At 65.7% G+C, this 18,773-nt stretch carries 17 protein-coding genes; 8 read left to right on the top strand and 9 right to left on the bottom strand.

Translation table 11 applies throughout. From position 1 onward, the window contains the following. Positions 1-58: 58 nt before the first annotated feature. The 6 genes from AC1DKN_RS12365 to AC1DKN_RS12340 form a co-directional block, all read right to left on the bottom strand. Entirely contained in the window at positions 59-1,066 is a 1,008-nt protein-coding gene (locus AC1DKN_RS12365; RefSeq protein WP_476871413.1) for a DUF6454 family protein, read from the bottom strand. Between the two features lie 173 nt (positions 1,067-1,239). Further along, positions 1,240-2,787 (bottom strand): glycoside hydrolase family 32 protein, encoded by a 1,548-nt coding sequence (locus tag AC1DKN_RS12360; RefSeq protein ID WP_476871412.1) that lies wholly within the window; start codon positions 2,785-2,787, stop codon positions 1,240-1,242. Positions 2,788-2,823: 36 nt separating this feature from the next. After that, positions 2,824-3,711 (bottom strand): carbohydrate ABC transporter permease, encoded by an 888-nt coding sequence (locus AC1DKN_RS12355; protein ID WP_439954127.1) that lies wholly within the window; start codon positions 3,709-3,711, stop codon positions 2,824-2,826. A gap of 1 nt (position 3,712) precedes the next feature. Beyond that, positions 3,713-4,672 carry a carbohydrate ABC transporter permease gene (locus AC1DKN_RS12350; protein ID WP_476849686.1) on the bottom strand — a complete coding sequence of 320 codons (960 nt, stop codon included), beginning with the start codon at positions 4,670-4,672 and terminating at the stop codon, positions 3,713-3,715. 83 nt (positions 4,673-4,755) lie between these two features. Further along, positions 4,756-6,051: a sugar ABC transporter substrate-binding protein gene (locus tag AC1DKN_RS12345; RefSeq protein ID WP_476871411.1), complete on the bottom strand. Its 1,296-nt coding sequence runs from the start codon at positions 6,049-6,051 to the stop codon at positions 4,756-4,758. A 143-nt stretch (positions 6,052-6,194) separates the two neighbouring features. Continuing rightward, the gene (locus AC1DKN_RS12340; RefSeq protein WP_476857588.1) at positions 6,195-7,217 is read right to left on the bottom strand and encodes a LacI family DNA-binding transcriptional regulator; all 1,023 of its coding nucleotides are present in this window, start codon (positions 7,215-7,217) and stop codon (positions 6,195-6,197) included. A 226-nt stretch (positions 7,218-7,443) separates the two neighbouring features. Between AC1DKN_RS12340 and AC1DKN_RS12335 the strand changes: the two genes are divergently transcribed. The 3 genes from AC1DKN_RS12335 to AC1DKN_RS12325 are packed head-to-tail and all read left to right on the top strand — an operon-like array spanning position 7,444 to position 10,975. Beyond that, positions 7,444-8,220 (top strand): electron transfer flavoprotein subunit beta/FixA family protein, encoded by a 777-nt coding sequence (locus tag AC1DKN_RS12335; RefSeq protein ID WP_476871410.1) that lies wholly within the window; start codon positions 7,444-7,446, stop codon positions 8,218-8,220. Positions 8,221-8,231: 11 nt separating this feature from the next. After that, entirely contained in the window at positions 8,232-9,218 is a 987-nt protein-coding gene (locus tag AC1DKN_RS12330; protein ID WP_476857586.1) for an electron transfer flavoprotein subunit alpha/FixB family protein, read from the top strand. A gap of 2 nt (positions 9,219-9,220) precedes the next feature. Continuing rightward, on the top strand, positions 9,221-10,975 hold the full coding sequence (locus tag AC1DKN_RS12325; protein WP_476871409.1) for a cytochrome b/b6 domain-containing protein: 1,755 nt from the start codon (positions 9,221-9,223) through the stop codon (positions 10,973-10,975). A gap of 16 nt (positions 10,976-10,991) precedes the next feature. Here AC1DKN_RS12325 and AC1DKN_RS12320 read toward each other — a convergent pair whose 3' ends face one another. Then, entirely contained in the window at positions 10,992-11,660 is a 669-nt protein-coding gene (locus AC1DKN_RS12320; RefSeq protein WP_476871408.1) for an alpha/beta fold hydrolase, read from the bottom strand. A gap of 102 nt (positions 11,661-11,762) precedes the next feature. Further along, positions 11,763-12,377, bottom strand: coding sequence for a TetR family transcriptional regulator (locus AC1DKN_RS12315; protein ID WP_476871407.1), 615 nt, complete (start codon positions 12,375-12,377; stop codon positions 11,763-11,765). Between the two features lie 83 nt (positions 12,378-12,460). On the opposite strand from AC1DKN_RS12315, the gene AC1DKN_RS12310 reads away from it, so the two are divergent. Both AC1DKN_RS12310 and AC1DKN_RS12305 read left to right on the top strand, forming a co-directional pair. Then, the gene (locus AC1DKN_RS12310) at positions 12,461-13,240 is read left to right on the top strand and encodes an SDR family NAD(P)-dependent oxidoreductase (RefSeq protein ID WP_476871406.1); all 780 of its coding nucleotides are present in this window, start codon (positions 12,461-12,463) and stop codon (positions 13,238-13,240) included. A 178-nt stretch (positions 13,241-13,418) separates the two neighbouring features. After that, positions 13,419-13,901: a hypothetical protein gene (locus tag AC1DKN_RS12305; protein ID WP_476871405.1), complete on the top strand. Its 483-nt coding sequence runs from the start codon at positions 13,419-13,421 to the stop codon at positions 13,899-13,901. Positions 13,902-14,230: 329 nt separating this feature from the next. Here the strand turns inward: AC1DKN_RS12305 and AC1DKN_RS12300 are convergent, their stop codons facing one another. Next, the gene (locus AC1DKN_RS12300; RefSeq protein WP_476871404.1) at positions 14,231-15,574 is read right to left on the bottom strand and encodes an MFS transporter; all 1,344 of its coding nucleotides are present in this window, start codon (positions 15,572-15,574) and stop codon (positions 14,231-14,233) included. Between the two features lie 267 nt (positions 15,575-15,841). On the opposite strand from AC1DKN_RS12300, the gene AC1DKN_RS12295 reads away from it, so the two are divergent. From AC1DKN_RS12295 to AC1DKN_RS12285, 3 genes are all read left to right on the top strand, one after another. Further along, positions 15,842-16,423, top strand: a complete 582-nt coding sequence (locus AC1DKN_RS12295) for a PadR family transcriptional regulator (protein WP_476849676.1) — start codon at positions 15,842-15,844, stop codon at positions 16,421-16,423. A gap of 171 nt (positions 16,424-16,594) precedes the next feature. Continuing rightward, complete coding sequence (locus AC1DKN_RS12290) at positions 16,595-17,692, top strand: aromatic ring-hydroxylating oxygenase subunit alpha (protein WP_028277775.1); 1,098 nt, start codon at positions 16,595-16,597, stop codon at positions 17,690-17,692. Positions 17,693-17,727: 35 nt separating this feature from the next. Beyond that, positions 17,728-18,732 carry a PDR/VanB family oxidoreductase gene (locus AC1DKN_RS12285; protein WP_476871403.1) on the top strand — a complete coding sequence of 335 codons (1,005 nt, stop codon included), beginning with the start codon at positions 17,728-17,730 and terminating at the stop codon, positions 18,730-18,732. Positions 18,733-18,773: the final 41 nt, after the last annotated feature.

The raw sequence follows: 18,773 nt of genomic DNA, 5'->3' as shown, positions 1-18,773 counted from the left end.
CAGGGATGCCGGCGGCTGATGGCAGGCATTCGTATGCTGCGTGGGTGACCGGCCTGCGTTACTTGGCCGGCGTGACCGTGGCCTCGTAGGTGAGGATTTCGGTGCCGTTGCCTTCCTCGCCGTTGTCGGGGGCCACCTTCATGGTGAGGTGCCCGCCGTCGGCCGTCATTTTGAACGGGTTGCGCGTGGCCACATGGCCTGCGGTGGACCACTGCTGGAAGGGGACATCGCGGATTACGCTGCGGGATTTGAGGTCGATCATCGCCATGCCGCCGAGTTCGTAGGTGGCGCCGGTGCCGCCGGCCGCCGGGGTCTGCGGGAGGTTGGTGATCCCGCTGCAGAGCATCCGGGAGTTGGCCACGTACTGGCAGTCCTGGTAGTCGATGAAGTAGTTCGGGTTCTGCCAGGTCGAGAGCTGCTTGCCCTGCAGATCCCATTCGGCGAAGCGGCGCGAGCCCCAGGTGTTGCCGACCAGGTGGCCGGTCTGCTTGTCCATCACGATGCCGCCGAAGTGGTCCTTCACCTCGAACTGCTTGTGCACTTCCAGGGTGGTCGCGTCGACTCGGTAGATGATGGCGCTGCTGTCCGGCCGGTACTGGGCCACGGGGATCCAGACGTTGGTGCCGTCGAAGTCGATGCCGCCGGGGTGGTACATGTCGCCCTCTCCCAGGACGATGTCCTTTTGCAGGGCGCCGGACTTGTCCATGACGAACAGGTGGCCGACGCCCTTGCCGGGGGTGCGGTCGAAGCCGTTTTGCGGGGTCGGGAACTTCACGGTCGGTTCGATGATCTGAACGGCCGAGAGGAAGATGTGGTCCTGGCTGTAGGCGATTCCCTCCGTGTGGTACGTCGGGAAATTCAGCTTCAGCTTCGACGTCTGCTGCCAGTTCGTGTTCCGGTCAACGCCGTTGAAGGCGTCGGCCAGGGCCGTGTTCCTGTCACCGTGGTTGCCGGCGCCGGTGGGATTGTCTGCGGCCTGGGCGGCCGCGGTGATGCTGATTGCGGACGCGGCCAGGACGATTGCTGCGGCGGCCGTGAGGATGCCTCGGGTGTGAGTCGTGCTCATTCGGGAGCCTCTCAAAGGTTGGATCTCAACAAGAGATCGCAACGTTACTTCCCGGTAATTAATCCCCGATACGGGCAGGTGAACGGCAGATGGCCGGCAGCGGTCCGGCGGACCGGCTTCGTTTCGACACGGATCTCCCCCCGCCGTCGCTGGCTTTGGGCCCTTTCAGCCGCTCAGGCGACGACGGCGAGACCCGCCAGGGTGCCGCCGTCGCCTTCGGCCAGCAGTCCGACGGCGGTGCCGGAGTTCGCGGGAAAGACCAGATCGGTGATGGTGGCCAGGCCGTCCTGCGCGAAGACCTCGACCGAGCAGCGGTCCAGGAAGACCCGGAGCCTTAGCCGGCCGTCCTCCAAGGACACGGCAACGCGCTCCACCGACGGGAACGACTCGTGGAAGCCCACGTTGCCGGATTCGGTCCGGTCCAGGCTGAGCTCCGCCGTGCGGCAGTCGTAGGCCAGGACAGTGCGCGCTCCGGCTCCGGCTCCGGGCCCGGACCTGGAGCCGGATTCCCCGTCCGTTGCGCCGCCGGCCCGGAGCACCAGACCCACCCTGCCGGCGGCGCCGGGCTCGAAGTCCGCATCGATGCGCAGCACATCACCGCAGGCCTCGGCCGGAAGCCAGGTCACCCCGTCCGCCAACGGCTGCCGGTCCAGGGCGAACACCTCGGTACCGTGGGTGTGGAACGGGTCCACCGCCTCCTGCACCAGCACCGGGCGCCGGCCGCGGGACACCAGCCTGACCTCGCGGACGAGGGACATCGCGCTGCGCCAGCCGTCCGAGGGCGTTGAGGCGGCGTACTGCCAGTTGTTCATCCAGCCGATCATGAGCCGCCGTCCGTCCGGGACGTTGCTGAACGACACGGCCGCGTAGTAGTCCCGGCCCCAGTCGAGCCACCCGTAGTCGGCCATCCGGCTGTCGTCGGCCTGCATGCCGTCGGTGACGGTGGTTTCGGAACGGAACGTCACGCCGTCGAAGGTTCCGATGAAGTACTGGCCGCCCGAGCCGCCGGCGATGCCGCCGGGGCTCAGGTTGACCACCAGGACCCACCGGGTGTTGGAGGCGTCGCCGTCCACCGGCAGTTCGAACAGGTCCGGGCATTCCCACACCCCTGCCGTGGCGTTTGCCGGGCCGAAGGTGCTCAGGTACTCCCAGGTCAGCAGGTCCGCCGACTTGTAGAGGACCACCTCGTGGTGGACCGCCTCGACGGCGACCATCACCCAGTAGCTGCCGGCGGCGCCGTCGTGCCAAAAGACTTTGGGGTCACGGAAGTCCGCGGAGGCGCGGTCCAGTACCGGGTTCCCGGCGTACTTGGTCCAGGTGGCGCCGTCGTCCGTGCTGTAGGCGAGGGACTGTGCCTGGCGCCCGGCGAGCGGCGACGCGGGCGAATACGCGCTGGTGTAGATGGCCACGAGCGGGGGCACGCCTCCGACGCCGAAGCCGCTGGTGTTGTGGACATCGACCACCGCGGAGCCGGAAAAGATGGCCTCCTGCTCATCGCATGCGATGGCCACGGGTTGTTCGTCCCAGTGCTGCAGGTCTGTGGAGGTGGCGTGGCCCCAGGACATGTTGCCCCACTCCTCGCCGTGCGGGTTGTGCTGGTAGAAGAGGTGGTAGATGCCGTTGGCGTAGACCAGCCCGTTGGGGTCGTTGAGCCAGTTGCGCTCCGCTGAGTAGTGCCACTTTGGCCGGTACTGGCAGTCGAGTTCTGTGAGTGTTTTCATGAGGGTTCTTTGCAGGCTTTCGCGTGAGGAGGCTGGTCAGCCCTTGACGCCGCTGGAGGCGATGCTGTTGATGAATGATCGCTGGAACGCGATGAAAAGGACCACCACGGGAATGGTGATGAGGGACGCGTAAGCCATCACCTCGCCCCAGGAGACGTTGAGCTGGAAGAAGTACTGGATGCCGATCATCACCGGGCGGAGTTCCTCGGACTGGACCACCATGAGCGGCCACAGGTAGGAGTTCCAGGCGGGCAGGAAGGTCAGGATGGCCACGGTGGCGGTCGCCGGTCCCGCGAGCGGCATCACCACCTTGCGGTAGATGGTGAACCAGCCCGCGCCGTCGATCCGGGCAGCCTCGTCCAGTTCCTTCGGGATGGACTCGAAGTACTGGTGGAACAGGTAGATGGAGAACGCGTTGGCGATGAACGGGATGATCTGGACCTGGTAGGTGTCCAGCCAGCCCTTCGAGATCTCGAGGCTGAACCCGTTGAGCTCAAAGTACGGCAGCTGGTTGACCCACCACACCAGCGGCAGCGCCAGCGTCTGGAAGGGCACGATGAGGGTGGCGAGGATCGCGGTGAACACCACGCGCTTGCCGCGGACCTCCATCCGGGACAGGGCAAACGCGCATAGGCTGTTGATGAAGATGCCTAGCACCACCGTGACCGCGGAAATGCCGATGGAGTTCATCAGGAAGCGGGCGGCCGGCACCCGGTCGAACACGGCCGCGTAGTTGTCCAGCGAAATGTTGCCGACCGGCAGGAACGCCGCCACCGAGGACATGTCGCCGAAGATCTGCTGGTCCGGCTTGAGCGAGGACACCATCATGAACACGATGGGGAAGGCGGCGACGGCGGCGAACAGGAGGCGGACCGCCGTGGTCGCGGCATTGCCGAGACCCTTGGAAATGAGTGTCTGTTTCACGTCAGTCCTTCTCTCGGGTCAGGTAGCGCTGCACTGCGGAGATCAGCAGGACGAGCACGAAGAACACGAGCGAGATGGCCGAGGCGTAGGAGGTCTCCTGCTGCTTGAAGCCGGAGCGCACCGCCTCGTAGATGATGGTGGTGGTGGAATCGAGGGGCCCGCCCTGGGTCATGACGCTGACCTGGTCGAAGAGCCCGAGCGCCTGGATGGTGATGGTCACCAGGACCAGGGTGCGGGTGTGGGTGAGGCCGGGCCAGGTCACGAAGCGGAACTGGTGCCAGCGGCTGGCCCCGTCGAGTTGGGCGGCCTCGTAGAGTTCCCCGGAAATGCTTTGCAGGCCTGCGAGCCAGATGATCATGTGGAAGCCTGCGGCCTGCCAGATGGACAGGGCAATGATGGCCGGCATGGCGGTGGCGGGATCGTTGAGCCAGTCCGGGCCGTTGATGAGGCCGAAACTGGCCGCCGACAGCAACTCATTGATCAGGCCGTCCTTGCGGTACATGAACATCCACAGCAGGGACACCACCACCATGGACGTCACCACGGGAAGGAAGTAGATGGTGCGGAAGAAGTTCACGCCGCGGAACTTCTTGTTGATCAGGAGGGCCATCGCCAGGGCGAGTCCGGACTGGACGGGCACCACCACGACGGCGAAGTAGCTGACGTTCAGCAGTGAGCGCCAGAACACGGGATCCGCGAAGAGCCGCGCGAAGTTGTCCGTGCCGACAAACTCGACGGGCCGCGGGGAAACAAGCCTGGCGTTCGTGAATGCCAGGCCGAAGCCCAGGATCGCCGGGAGAAAGACGAAGGCGAGCAGGAGGACCGCGGCCGGGGCGATCATGCCCCACCCGCTGATCTGTTCGCGAAGGTGGCGCGGCCGGCGACGCGGTTTGCTGGGCGGTGCGGCCGGGGCCGGGTCCGCCAGACGGCGGCCGGGGGAGGGGAGTTGGGTGGTTGTCATGGTTTTCTCCGTCGACAGTCAGGGCCTGAGGTACTTTCGACGGCGGTTGCGCACCGCCGTCGAAAGTACCGTTTGGCAGCCGGCTAGTTCTTGTAGCCGCCGTTGGACTTGATGTTGGCGTCGATGGCCTTGACCGACTTGTCCAGCGCCGTCTTGGGGTCGGCGCCGGCCAGGATGTCCTGGACAGCCTTGCCGTATTCGGTGGCGATGAAGGGATAGGCCGGGGTTTCGGGGCGCATCACCGCGTAGTTGCGGGAAAGTTCCATGAAGATCCGGTTTGTGCCGCCTTTGGCGAACGCGGGGATCAGGGCAGCGGCCTCGTCGGTGGCCGGGATGGTGCCCGTTGCCTTCGCCACCGCGGCCAGGTTTTCCGGCTTCAGCGAGTAGGACAGGTAGTCCATGGCTGCCGCGGAGTTGTTGCAGCCGCTGGTCACGCCCCACTGCCAGGAGGCGCCGCCGATCTTGGGGCCGGTCCCGAGGTCCACGGACGGCATGACCACGAGGTCCTTACCTACCGCTGCGCGTGCCTTGTCCGCGGCCCAGGAGCCGGTGTAGAGAAGGCCGCTCTTGTTGTTGAGGAAGTCCTGGGTGGAGTCCTTGCCGCTCTTCTTCGCCATGAAGCCCTGGTCGGCAAGGCCGCGGAACCACTGGGCCCACTCGATGGCCTTGTCGCCATTGAGGACGCCGTCTGCCGACTGGAACCCGTCGCGGTTGATCAGGTCCCCACCGAAGGACTGCAGGAACGGGGAGTAGGCGTAGGGCAGCCATTCGCCGGTTCCGGCGGTACCCATGTCCAGCGGGTATTCCCACTTGCCCAGCGCCTTGAGCTTGGTCAGCGCGTCCTGGAACTCGTCCTTGGTCCACGGCTTTTCGACCGTGGCGACGCGGATACCGGCTGCCTTGAGGTCAGAGGCGCGTGCGAGCATCGCCAGTGCGACGTCATAGGTGCCAACGGCGTAGGTCTCGCCCTCCCATTTGGCCACCGTGCTCGGCAGGTTCTTGGAAACATCCGCGTCGAGTTTCAGGGGTGTCAGGTACTTCGCCCAGGCCCAGTTGGGAACATTGGGGCCATCGATGTCAACAATGCAGGGGAGCTTTCCGGCGGCCGCGGCCGAGACCACGGAGTCGTTGTAGGAGTCCTGCGGGAACGCCTGGACCTTGATCTTGGCCTTGGCACCGGCGCTCTTGTTGTAGGAATCGACGATGTTTTCAACCGCCTTGAGTTCTTCGGCGTTGCCCGCGTTGTGGGTCCACATGGTGATCTCATTGGAGCCGGCGGACGGGGCAGAGGCGCTGCCCTTGCCGCAGGCGCCCAGGGAGCCGACAAGTGCCGCCGCAGCTACACTGGTGGCGAGGATCCGGGTGAATCGCTTGTTCATGATGGTCAATCTTTCTGCTGAATTTGGGCGTGGGAGATTGCCCCGGGTCCTTCGGGACGCGGCCGGTGCAACGGCTGCGTCCCTTCTTATTGCGGTCCCCGGGCGGCGGAGCAGTGGAACGGTGTGGTGATGCCGGCAATCGGCTAACTTGGCGGCGGCCCGAGCGACCCCCGCTCAATCAGGGGGCAGTCCAGTTGCGTCTGGACTGCGGGTGTGCCGGGATTTTCGATGTCGTCCAGGATTCGGTGGACCGCCCAACTGCCCATTTCGTAGTGGGGAAGGGCGACGGTGGTGAGCCCCGGCCAAAGGGCGTCCGCGATGATTTCGAGATTGTCGATTCCCACAATGGACACGTCCTCCGGAATGCGCAGCCCCAATGCGGTGGCCGCCTGGTAGGCGCCCATTGCAACCCTGTCACTGAAGCAGAACAGGGCTGTGGGGCGGTCGGGCTGACCGAGCAGGCCCAGGGCGGCCTCGCGGCCTCCCGTGGTTTCGGGCTGGCCGATCACGAGGTGGCGGGGGTCGTGCTGCAGGCCGTGCCGCCGGAGAGCGTTGAGGAAGCCCTCCCTGCGGCCGTGAGTGGCGGGGATGTCGTCGATGTTGTTGATCATCCCGATCCGGGTGTGGCCCGCCTGGATGATTGCTTCAACGGCCGTCTCGGCGGCGCCCACCTCGTCGGGGATAACCGAGGAAATGGACTTGTCGTCAGTGATGGAATCCAGCAGCACGGTGGGAAGTCCCTCCAGTTCCGCGGGGACCTGCACGCTTTGGTGGTACATCCTGGCGTAGACCACGCCGTCCACCTGGTGCTGCCGCAGCATATTGATTTCACGGTTTTCCAGCTCGCTGTCCAGGCCCGAATTGACCACCATCACCACGTAGCCGCGGTCGTAGGCGGCGTCCTGCGCCCCGCGGATCATGGCCCCGGCAAAGGGGGTGGTGGTGATTTCGTCGCTGACCAGGCCAAGGATCTGGGAGCGCTGGTTGCGCAGTCCGCTGGCCATCTTGTTCGGGGCGTACCCAAGATCCCTGGCCACGTCCCGGACGAGTTGCTGCGTCGCTGCCTTCACCCGGAAGCTCGTGGCGTCGTTCAGGGCATGCGACACCGTGGTGACGGAGACCCCGGCGGCCTTGGCCACGTCGCGTATTCCCACTCTTGTCGTCATTGACTTCCCTTTGCAAAACGTTTTGTATCTGGTGTGAGACACGTTACACAAAACGTTTTGCAGTTGTCAACGGGACGTCCGGCTTTACCTTGATCCCGGTCCCATGGCGAGGCACTTCACGTCACGACACGGGCTCTGTCAGCCGGAAAGGGCACTAGTTTCGTAGACTCGATGGGTTCGACAGTGTCTCCTCTCCAGGGACAAGCCGCCACAGGAAGAGCCATCGATGAAGATTATCGTCCTAGTAAAGGAGGTCCCCGACACGTACGGGGACCGAAAACTGAACCTTGAAACCGGCCTCGCCGATCGAGGAGTCAGCGAGGCAGTCATTGATGAGATCGGTGAGCGGGCCCTGGAGCTGGCACTGATGCACGCCGATGCGAACGAGGGCACTGAGGTCGCGATTCTTTCCCTCGCCCCCGAAGGTGCGACGGCAACCATCCGCAAGGGGCTTGCGATGGGCGCGGGAAGCGCCACCCACGTCTCTGACGAGGCGCTCCGGGGTGCGGATCTTGGACTTACCGCTGAAACCCTCGCCGCAGCGATCCGCCGCATGGGATTTGACCTGGTGATCACCGGCAACGTCTCCACTGACGGATCCGGCGGCATGATTCCCGCGATGCTTGCAGAATTGCTTGACGTGCCGCATGCCACCGGCCTCAGCTCCGTCGAGATCAGCGACGGTGCGGTGTCGGGCTCCAGGGCCGTTGACTCCGGCGTGCAGAAGGTCTCAGCCAACCTGCCCGCGGTGATCTCCATTACCGAGGCACTTCCCGAGGCGCGCTTCCCGAACTTCAAGGGCATTATGGCCGCGAAGAAGAAGCCCCTTGAGGTCCTGACCCTCGCGGACCTCAGGGTCACGGCCGACAATCCGGAGGCGGCGCGTTCGATCATGCTGACCGTTGCGGAGAGGCCCCCGCGCGCGGCGGGCGTGAAGATCATCGACGAGGGTGATGCCGGCGAGAAGCTCGCTGAGTTCCTGATCGAAAACCGACTGGCCTAAGGATCAACGACATGACTGAATTCCCTCGTGACGCAATCCTCGTCGTCGTAGAAGCCCGGGCATCCGGTGAACTCGAGAAGGCCGCGGCCGGGCTCTTCGGTGCCGCCGCTGCCGTTGGCACTCCGATTGCATTGGTACTTGCCTCACCCGGCGCCGGGAGCGCCGCCGCCGCCGAGGAGGCCGCGGCCCTTGGTGCCGCCCGCGCACTCATCGCGGAGACCCCGGATCCTTCCGCGCTTGGGGTGCCGGGCGTTGACGCGCTTGCAGCCGCCGTGGAGCAGGTGCAGCCGGACGCCATCCTGATTTCGCATTCCCTGAACGGGCGCGACCTCGCCGGACGTTACGCTGCCCGTTCGCGTGCGGCGATTTCCGCCGATGCGGTCGGTGTGTCCCGTGATGACGAGGGCGTCGTGGCACAGCACTCCGTCTACGGCGGCGCCTACAACGTGACGTCGACGTCCACGTTTGGGGCACCGGTGATTACGGTCCGCCAGGGCTCCATCGAGGCGCGGGCGGCGGCTCAGCCGCAAGAGTCCGAGACCTTGGCCGTGACAAGCTCCGCGAAACCGGCCGCGCGGATCGACTCCTTCGAGGAGGCGCCTGCTGCCACTTCGCGGCCGGAGCTGCGTGGTGCCGCGAAGGTTGTCGCCGGTGGCCGCGGCCTCGGCTCGGAAGAACAGTTCGCACTCGTTGGACAGCTCGCCGATACCCTCGGTGCCGCCGTTGGTGCGTCGCGCGCCGCGGTGGATGCCGGCTACGTCCCGACGTCGCATCAGGTCGGCCAGACCGGGGTTTCCGTGTCACCACAGCTGTATGTCGCGCTGGGCATTTCCGGCGCGATCCAGCACCGGGCCGGCATGCAGACCGCGAAGATGATCGTCGCCATCAACAAGGACGGGGACGCGCCGATCTTCGAGGTCGCGGACTACGGTGTGGTCGGCGACGTCTTCAAGGTTGTTCCCCAGCTCATTAGCGCACTTGAGGCCCGGAAGAAGTAGCGATGGCAACTCTGTCTCGGTCCATCCGGCGGGGCCTGCCGCGCGTCGAAGGTGGCGAACCCTGGCCTCCAGCGGGCCAGGCGCCCGCACACATTGCCACGGCAGAAGCGGCAGAAGCGGCAGAAGGGGCAGAAGCGGCAGAAGCGGCCGATCTGTCGACGTCAGTTTCCGGGGTGGAATCGGCCGCTGCCGCCGCGCCCTCCGCCCCCGCTGCCGCCGCGCCCTCCGCCCCGGCTGCTGTCCAGGAAACGGCGCCGGGTGCGGCGCTGTCCGCGCCGGTCCCGGCGGTGATTCCAGGCGCCGCGGTGGCGCGGCAGCTTCGCCGCGGCCTGCCGCGCGTGCCGGGCGGTGAACCTTGGCCGCCAGCGGGAGAAGCTCCGGTACCGGTGGCGGCTCTGTCCGGGGCTCCGGCCATCGGCGCCACGGCGGCATCTGCCGTAGATGTGGCCGCAGATGCTGCCGTGGCTGGTGCTTCTGAGAAAGCAGCAATGCCGGCGGCGGCGGCGCCTGCAGCTGCTCCGGCAGCCGCGCCTGCCACACGGACGACCGGAACCGCCTCGCTGCGTCGCGGGCTTCCCCGTGTTCCCGGTGGCGAGCCGTGGCCGCCGGCTGGGCTTGCTCCGGCGGTCGCTGCCGCCCCTGCGGTGCAGACACATCCCGAACGCGTTGCCGACGCTGTCCCTGCCCCGGCTGCCAGCGTGGTGAAGGCCGACGTCGAGACGGAGCCCTCGGCGTCGAGTGCACCCGCACCCGCACCCGCACCCGCACCCGCACCCGCACCCGCGGCCGCCGCCCCGGCGCCCGCGGCACGGCCCGCCGCCGTCGAAAAGCCCGTGAAGCCCAAGGCCGAGGCAAGGCTCTACGGCTCACGTACCCTGGGCCAGTGGATCAAGCTCGTCGTGCTCTTCGGCATCGGCGGAGTGGCCGCCGCAGCGATTCTTGTGCTCGCCGCACGCGGCGTGACGACGCTGCCGGGCGTGCCCGAGTTCCTTGAGAGATACCCCGGCGCTTATGACCTGCCCGATACGGTGGAGCCCGGCTTCCCGTGGTGGGCACAGTGGGCGCACTTCCTGAACATCTTCCTGATGGTGCTCATCATTCGCTCCGGCTATCAGGTACGCACGCAGCAGAAGCCGCCGGCGTACTGGACGCCGAAGCGCGGTGGCAAGAAGATCAGCATCAACCTGTGGCTGCACCAGTCGCTCGACATTTTGTGGCTGGCCAACGGGCTCATCTTTGTGGTGCTGCTGTTTGCCTCGGGCCGCTGGATGAGGATCGTGCCGAGCAGTTGGGAGGCCGTCCCGAACGCGCTCTCCGCGCTCCTGCAGTACATGACACTCGACTGGCCCGTTGAGACCGGCTGGGTGAACTACAACAGCCTGCAACAGATCATGTACTTCGTCGTGGTCTTCATCGCAGCCCCCGTCGCTGCGATCACGGGTGCGCGCATGAGCGAGTTCTGGCCGAAGAACGCGAAAACGCTGAACAAGGTCTACCCGTTAGAGGTTGCGCGCGCGGTGCACTTCCCGACCATGCTGTTTTTCGTGCTGTTCATTCTCGTCCACGTGTTCCTCGTGTTCGCGACCGGTGCGCTGCGCAACCTGAACCACATGTTCGGCGGCACCGACGTGGTGAACTGGGTCGGGTTCTGGCTCTTCGCGGCCGCCATCGCCATCACGGCGGCCGGATGGTACGCCGCCCGCCCGCTGGTGCTCGCGCCCATCGCGAAACTGTTCGGCCAGGTGAGCAGCCGCTAGGCCGGAATTCCCACGTTCAGCGGCGCAGCAGGTAATCGGCCACACCGTCGGGATTTGCCAGGGCGAGGAGATGGCCGCCGGGCAGGACGTCGGGCTCTATGCCGAGGCGTTCGCGGGCGAGCCGCTGTTGGAAGTCCAGCGGAAAGAAGCGGTCTCCCTCTCCGGTCAGGACGCGGGTCGGGATCCCGGGCCAGGCCGTGAACGTGCAGACCGATTCGAACACCGCCTCTGCTTCAGGGCGTTGATGCGGTTCGCCTTCCGCGGCCACTTTCGGCGGAACGTCGTGCAGGAAATAGGTGTCCGTGTCGAACTCGGCACTGTACCCGTGGGCCTGGGCCGCGCTTTGCTGCGCCGCAGCCCAGCCGGTGTTTCCCCACCATGCGCCGGGGGTCTCGCCCGGTAAGGGGATCATCGCATTCACGAGGACAAGCCCGGCGACGGGGGCTTTTTCGCACACGAGCGGGGCGGAGAAGCCACCCAGCGACTGCGCAACGAGCACCACGTCCTGGCGTCCACCGACGGCTTCGAGCACCAGGCGCGCGTACTCGGGCAGCCCGGCGCTATCATCGTCGCCGGGCAGATCGACAGCGACGGCTTCGTGGCCGGCCCCCTGCAGCAGCGGAACGATGCGGCTCCAGTACCAGGCCGCGCCGCCCGCTCCGGGGATCAGGACGAATCTGCTCACCGCAGCACCAGCCAAACCACGACGGCGGGACCCCGGGTCCGGACCGGCAGGCGGCGGCCGTTCGGCCGTCTTCGGTTCGATGCGGATCTCATCTCCCCATTGTCACCCCGCCCGCGTCGACTCCGGCACCCGCAATACCCCCACCGCTGCCACCAGATACGGCACCGGGTCCGGGTCCGTCCCGGCGGCCCACTGCATCCAGGCCTCGAACGTCGCGCCGATCAACGCGGCACACAGATACCCCGCGACGTCCCCAGAGACGCCCGCTGACACCAGGTAGGCCCTGGTCCGCTCGCGCTGCGGCGCCAGGGACTCGTAGCTCCGGCTGGCCAGCTCGGGGTGCTCGGCGATCAGCCGCAGCCGGCCGCGCGTGACCGCCAGGTCGGGCAGGACAGCAACGCCGGCGACCGCCGCGTAGCGCAGCCCCGCCAGGATGTCGCCGTCGGGACCTTCAACGCGGGCCGAATCCAGTACCAGGCCCGAGGCCTCGACCACCGGTTCCATGCCGCCCCAGACGAGCTCGGCCTTGCTGGAGAAGTACCGGTACAGGCTCTTGCGCCCGATTCCCGCCGCGCGGGCGATGTCCTCCATGGAGGTCTGCTCGTAGCCGCGCTCGGCGAACAGGCGCAGCGCGATGGCGGCCACTGCGTCGGGATCAATCGTCACCGGCCGCCCGGCGGAGCGCGGGACAGCGGTGGTCACAGCATCCGAAGGCATCCCACCAGTATTCACCCATACATAATGACACGGAGTGTCATAAGCTGGGCGGCATCACCGTCAGCAACGTCTGGAAGGACATCATGGGCAACGAAGCTTCATGGCAGGAAGCCACCACCACCGGCCGGTTCGCCGGCAAGACCGTCATCGTCACCGGTGCCGCCTCCGGCATCGGCCAGGCCACCGCCCTGCGGATCGCCAGGGAAGGCGGCCGCGTCATCGCCGCCGACATCAGCAAGGAACGCCTGGATGACCTCGTGGCCGAGAACGCCGGCCTGGACCTGGTCCCGGTGGCCGGCGACATCTCCACCGAGGAGACCGTGGCCGCCGTCGTCGCTGCCGCCGGCGGACGCATCGACGCGCTGGCGAACGTTGCCGGGATCATGGACAACTTCGCCCCGATCCACGAGGTGGACGACGAGCTCTGGGACCGCGTCTTCCGGATCAACGTCACCGCCCTCATGCGCCTCACCCGCGCGGTGGTGCCGCTGATGCTGGACGCAGGCACCGGCTCCGTGGTCAACGTCGCCTCCGAGGCCGGCCTGCGCGGGTCCGCCGCCGGCGCCGCCTACACCGCGTCCAAGCACGCCGTCGTCGGCCTGACCAAGAACTCGGCCGTGATGTACGGGCCGAAGGGCCTGCGCTTCAACGCCGTGGCCCCCGGCCCCACCATCACCAACATCGTGGCCACCTGGGGATCCCAGCTCGCGGCCGAACGCCTCGGCCCGCTGATGCAGGCCACCGTCCCGACGCCCGCCACCGCCGCGCAGCTCGCCGCGTCCATCACGTTCCTGCTAAGCGACGACGGCACCAACATCAACGGCGCCATCCTCGCCTCCGACGGCGGCTGGTCCGCGCTGTAGGGGAGCGGCATCAAACACATACGGACGACGGCGGGAAGTCCCGCCGTCGTCCGCGTTCCTGTAGGAGGGGAGCGCACCGAGGAACCCGGGCGTTCGTATTGGCTGCGGCCGGAAGGGCCTGTTTCTACGGTGCCGACCGCCGTAGGCTATGGGCATCCACCACATCGAGGAGGCACTCATGCGCACGGCAGCACCCAAGAACCAGGCCGACCAGATCCGCCATCTTTCAGAGAATCTCATCTCTCAGCTCACCGAGGGGAGGGAGTGGGCCACTCCCGGAGTCGAGGCGGCATTGAAAAGAGTGGTGGCCGGGCTCGATGCCGGGATTGAATCTGCGTCTCCGAGGATCCAGACCGGACTACGGCGGCTCGCTGACGACCTCGCCGGTGGAGTGGAAACTCTGGCTCCCCGTGTTCAAGAGGGCCTGAAACGGGTTGCACCGAGTGTTGTCACGGCACCCGCGCGGGCTAAGTCGCGGCGGACGGCGTCCGGGAAGGCCTGGGTGATTGCCGGAGTGGCGGCCGTCGCGGTGAGCGCGGGAGTCGCGGCCTGGCTCTATTTTCACCGTGCGGATAACGAGCCGGTGCCGTCGGTGGATGCGCAGCGAACCAGGGGCGTGGACCCCGACCTGCGCGCCGTCTCCACAGAGGACCAGACCTGAGGGACCCTACGACACCTGGGAGCCATCCGCGTCCGACGCGGACAGGCCCGTCAATCCTCATGCGCTGGCAAATACCTATGGCGCTCTCCCCCCACCGGGTTAGCTACAAGACCGTCGACGCGTTCAAGGGATGGCGGGCCGCAGAGTCATGTGCTGTGGGTTCAGCAGGGAGGAGCGGACGACGGCGGGAAGTCCCGCCGTCGTCCGCACTGTGTGGGTCTGGTTTCGTCGGCGTTGAGGCGCATAGCGTTGTGCTGCCGTCTGATTCGGCGGGAGCATCCGGAACAACATCGCCTACGGCCGCCTGAGCCTCGCTCGTTGACCCTGGATTATGCAGGCAGAGCTAGTTCCTTCTCTCCGTCGATTAGGGCGCCGTCATCTTGCTGGGATGGCCGCATTGCCGCAACTGCGCCGCCTGCCACCAGGACTACGACGCCGACGCCCATGTACAGCATGGACGCTGTCCAGTGCGCGTCGAGCAGGGCTCCCGTGATGAGCGGAGCGACGATGGCACCAACGCGGCCTATCCCGATGGCCCAGCCCACGCCGGTGCTCCGGACGGAAGCGCCATACAGCGCCGGGGTAATTGTGTACATGCCCGCGATGCAGCCGTTGATGAGCATGCCGACAACGCCGCCCGCGACGAAGGCGAGGACGAGGATACCCGCGGTGGAAATGAACATCACCATGGTGGCCGCCGACAGGACGGCGAAAATGACCATCACCTTCCGGCTGTTCCAGCGGATGGTCAGCAGTCCATAGAGCAACGACCCGAAGGTGCCGCCTAAGGTCAGCATCAGCCCGCCGACGACTCCCTGGCTTTCGGTCATGCCGGCCGTGACGAGGAGCCGCGGGGTCCAGCTGTTCACGAAGTAGAAACCGAACATGGTGGCAAAGAAGGCAAGCCAGACGAGCCAGGTGGAGCGGCGGTTGCCGGCTGTGAACAGTTCGGAGACCTTGTTCCTGCGATCATTCTTGGCCGCCACTGCGGGCAGTTCGGTGACGGCGGGCTGTCCGATCTTGCGCGCGATCCTGTTCAGGCGGTCCAAGACATTGCGGGGACGCCGGTTAGCGAGGAAGTCCACAGACTCGGGCAGAAGGACAGCGAGCAGTACGAAGACGGCGGCAGTGCAGATGCCGCCGAATAGAAACACAGAACGCCAGCCGAAGCTGGCCTGCAGAGTCACCGCCGCTGCGCCGCCGAGCGTTGCCCCGATGCCATATCCCGCGGTGTAGATGCTGATGGCCAGACCGCGCCAGCGCTTGGACGAGTACTCGCTGGCGATGACATTTGTGCAGGCGAGTATCCCGCCGATACCGAGGCCCGTGACCACGCGCCAAATCCCGAGTTCCACGGCAGAGTGCGCTACGGAGGCCAGCAGCATCCCGGCAGTTGCGAGACCGACCGAAATCAGGACCATGGGCCGGCGCCCGATGACATCGGCAAAGGGCGCGAGGCCCAGCGAGCCGATGGCCATCCCGACCAGTCCGGCGCTTAGCAGGATACCCAGTTCGGCGCCGCTAAGGCCGAAGTCCCGGGTCACGCTGTTGGCGGTGAAGGCCATGGCCAGCACATCGAAGCCATCGAGGGCGTTGAGGACGATGCACAGGCCCACGATCAGCCATTGATACAGAGACATACGGGACGCGTCGATGCGTTCTTGAAGTTGCATGGGACTACTTTCTAGAGGCCACGGACGGTCCGGGCAGATGCTGAAACTGAGGTGCAGAAGATCTGGTGGCTCTTCTGGAGGCGGAGGCCGGCCCTCGTCGTTGAAGGCTGGCAGCCGGGAAACTATCTATACTGATAGGTAAATGTGGCGCGGGACACAGCATAACTATGAACGTAGTTAGTTGACAAGGGGTTTAATGGAGGCGGCGCCCGGCCCTGCCGCAAGGCATCGGCAGCAGGGCGCCCTGACGGAGAGGATCGGTTACGGGTGAGTTTGCGTTATGCCCTGCTTGCGCTGCTGACGTCTCAGCCCCTCACGGGCTATGACGTTTTCAAGCACTTTGAACAATCCGTCGGCTACGTCTGGCACGCACCGGACTCGCAGATCTATCCCGAACTCCGGCGAATGGAAAAGGATGGCCTGCTGAGCGGAGTGGAAGAGCCCTGGGGCAAGAAAGGCAAAAAGAAGCGCTATCACATCACTCCGGAAGGAGTCGAGGCTTTCCGGGCATGGATGAATACCACCCTGGACTACGCCCGGGAGCGTGACCCGATCCATCTTAAGGCGGCCTACCTTGAGTGGGCCGACCCCGAAGCCGCGCGAGCGCAGATGCGCGCCCATATTGCCTATCACTCCTCCCGCGCGCAGCAATGGCAGGACATGGTTGCCGCCTTGGAAGACCGGAGCAACCCCACGCTTGCGCGCCGCCTCGAGGCCGCGCCTGAGGAGGACCGGGCCAAGATTGCCGGCTACAAAATCTTCACCTATGAAGGCATGATCGAACGCGCCAAAGCGGAGATCGAGTGGGCCAGGCGCGGCCTGGAACTGATAGACAAGCTCGAGTCTTGAGTGCCGAAAGGCCCGGACGCCCGCCCGGGTGTCCGGGCCTTTTGCCGTCCCCTTCTGCGGTTCGCTTATGGGGGCAGCTGGGGGGCCTTGCCACTACCTATCAACATAGTTATGCTGTGATCCAAGCCACTACCTATGAGCATAGGTATACCGTGAGGGGAAGGATCGATCATGACCGCGCTGATGCAGTCCATGAGCTCTACAACGAACAAAGTGCTTGGTTATCCGCTTAACGCCTGGTATGTCGCCGCGTGGGACCACGAGGTAACCCGCAAGCCGATGTCGCGCCGGATTGCGGACCGCCCGCTCGCCCTGTACCGCACCGAGGATGGCAAGGCAGTGGCGCTGGCGGACGCCTGCTGGCACCGCCTAGCCCCGCTGTCCATGGGCAAGACCCTCGGCAAGGACCAAATCCAGTGCCCGTACCACGGCATTATCTACAACTCCGCCGGCCGCTGTGTCTCCATGCCCGCCCAGGAAACCATTAATCCCAGCGCCACCGTACCGTCTTTCCCCGTGATCGAGCGCTACCGCTATGTGTGGGTGTGGCTGGGGGATGCCACCCTCGCGGATCCGGCCCTTATCCCGGACATGCACCAAATGAGCTCGGATGATTGGGCCGGTGATGGCGAGACCATTTTGGCGCCGTGCAACTACCAGCTCGTTCTGGACAACCTGATGGACCTCACCCATGAGGAATTCGTCCACTCTTCCTCGATCGGCCAGGACGAGCTGAGTGAGTCCGATTTCGTCGTGACCCATGACGACAACACCGTCACGGTATCGCGCTGGATGCTCGACATCGAGGCTCCGCCGTTCTGGCTCAAAAACATGCGGGACAAGTTCCCGGGTTTCGAAGGGCGGGTTGACCGCTGGCAGATCATCACCTTCCAGTCGCCCTCGACCATCAACATCGACGTCGGAGTAGCCAAGGCGGGCACTGGCGCCCCCGAAGGCGACCGCAGCCAGGGCGTCAACGGCTTCGTGATGAACACGATTTCGCCGGAAAGCGCCAAAACATGCCACTACTTCTGGGCCTTCATGCGCAACTACCGGCTGGAAAGCCAGCTGATCACCACCCAGCTGCGCAACGGCGTACACGGCGTGTTCGGCGAGGACGAAGAAATGCTGGCGGCCCAGCAGAATGCTATCGACGCCAACCCGGACTACGAGTTCTACAACCTCAACATCGACGCGGGCGGCATGTGGGTGCGACGGCTGATAGAGCGACAACTCGCCGCCGAAGGCCGACTGATCCCCACCGCCTGACCCGATCGCCCGATCCCAGGAAGTTAGAAGAAGACATGGCTGCAACGAACATCGAAGTCTGGCAGATCGGCACTGTGGTCGAGGCGGAGGACATTACCGCAAAGACCCGGCGCCTGGTCCTGGAACAGTCCAGGCCCATGAAAGCCGAGCCGGGCTCGCACATTGACGTGATGGTCTCGATCAACGGCGAGCAGCACAGGCGCTCCTACTCCATCGTCGATTCGAGCGGGGACGGCCGACGTGTGGCGATCAGCGTCTTCAGGGCCCCTCAATCCCGGGGCGGCTCCCACTTCATGCAGGCCCTAGAGCAAGGCGACCGGGTGGAGATCACGCAGCCGCTGCAGAATTTCCCTCTGCGGATCGGCGCTCCGCGCTACGTCCTGCTGGCCGGCGGGATCGGCATCACCGCCATGATCAACATGGCCCGGGTGCTCCGAAACATCAAGGCCGACTACACCTTCGTGTACGCCGGCCGCAGCCGCCCCGCCATGGCCTACCTGGCGCAATTGGAGCAGCTGCATGGCGACGCGCTGCGAGTCCACGTGGACGATGAAGGCACAGCACTCAACGTAGATGAGCTGCTGGCCACGATTGAGCCGGACACTGAGTTGTACATGTGCGGCCCCATCCGGCTCATGGACGCCGTCAAACGGGGCTGGGATGCCCGGGCGCTCAACGTGACAAACCTCCGCTACGAGACCTTTGGCAACAGCGGCTGGTTCGACCCCGAGGAGTTCGTGGTGCGCGTGCCTCGCCTGGGCGTCGAGGCAACCGTCCCCGCCGGAAAGTCCATGCTGGAAGCGCTCGAGGACGCCGGCGTCGACATGATGTTCGACTGCCGCAAGGGCGAATGCGGACTGTGTGAAGTGCGTTTGCTCGGCCTGCGGGGCTCCATCGACCACCGCGATGTCTTCTACAGCGAACGCCAGCAGCATTCCGCAGCCAAGATGTGCTGCTGCGTCTCCCGGGCCGTCAGCTTAAAATCCGGCGCCCGTGCAGACTCGGCAGCCTCCTGTGCCATCGTCACAATCGACGTTTGAGTGCCCACAACTCCGCCGCTCGGGGTGGACCTGGAGTCCGC

The organism is Arthrobacter sp. 01N444, from assembly GCF_056399305.1.
Note: the sequence above shows the minus strand (reverse complement) of the source record. Positions and strands in the feature narration are given on the sequence as shown.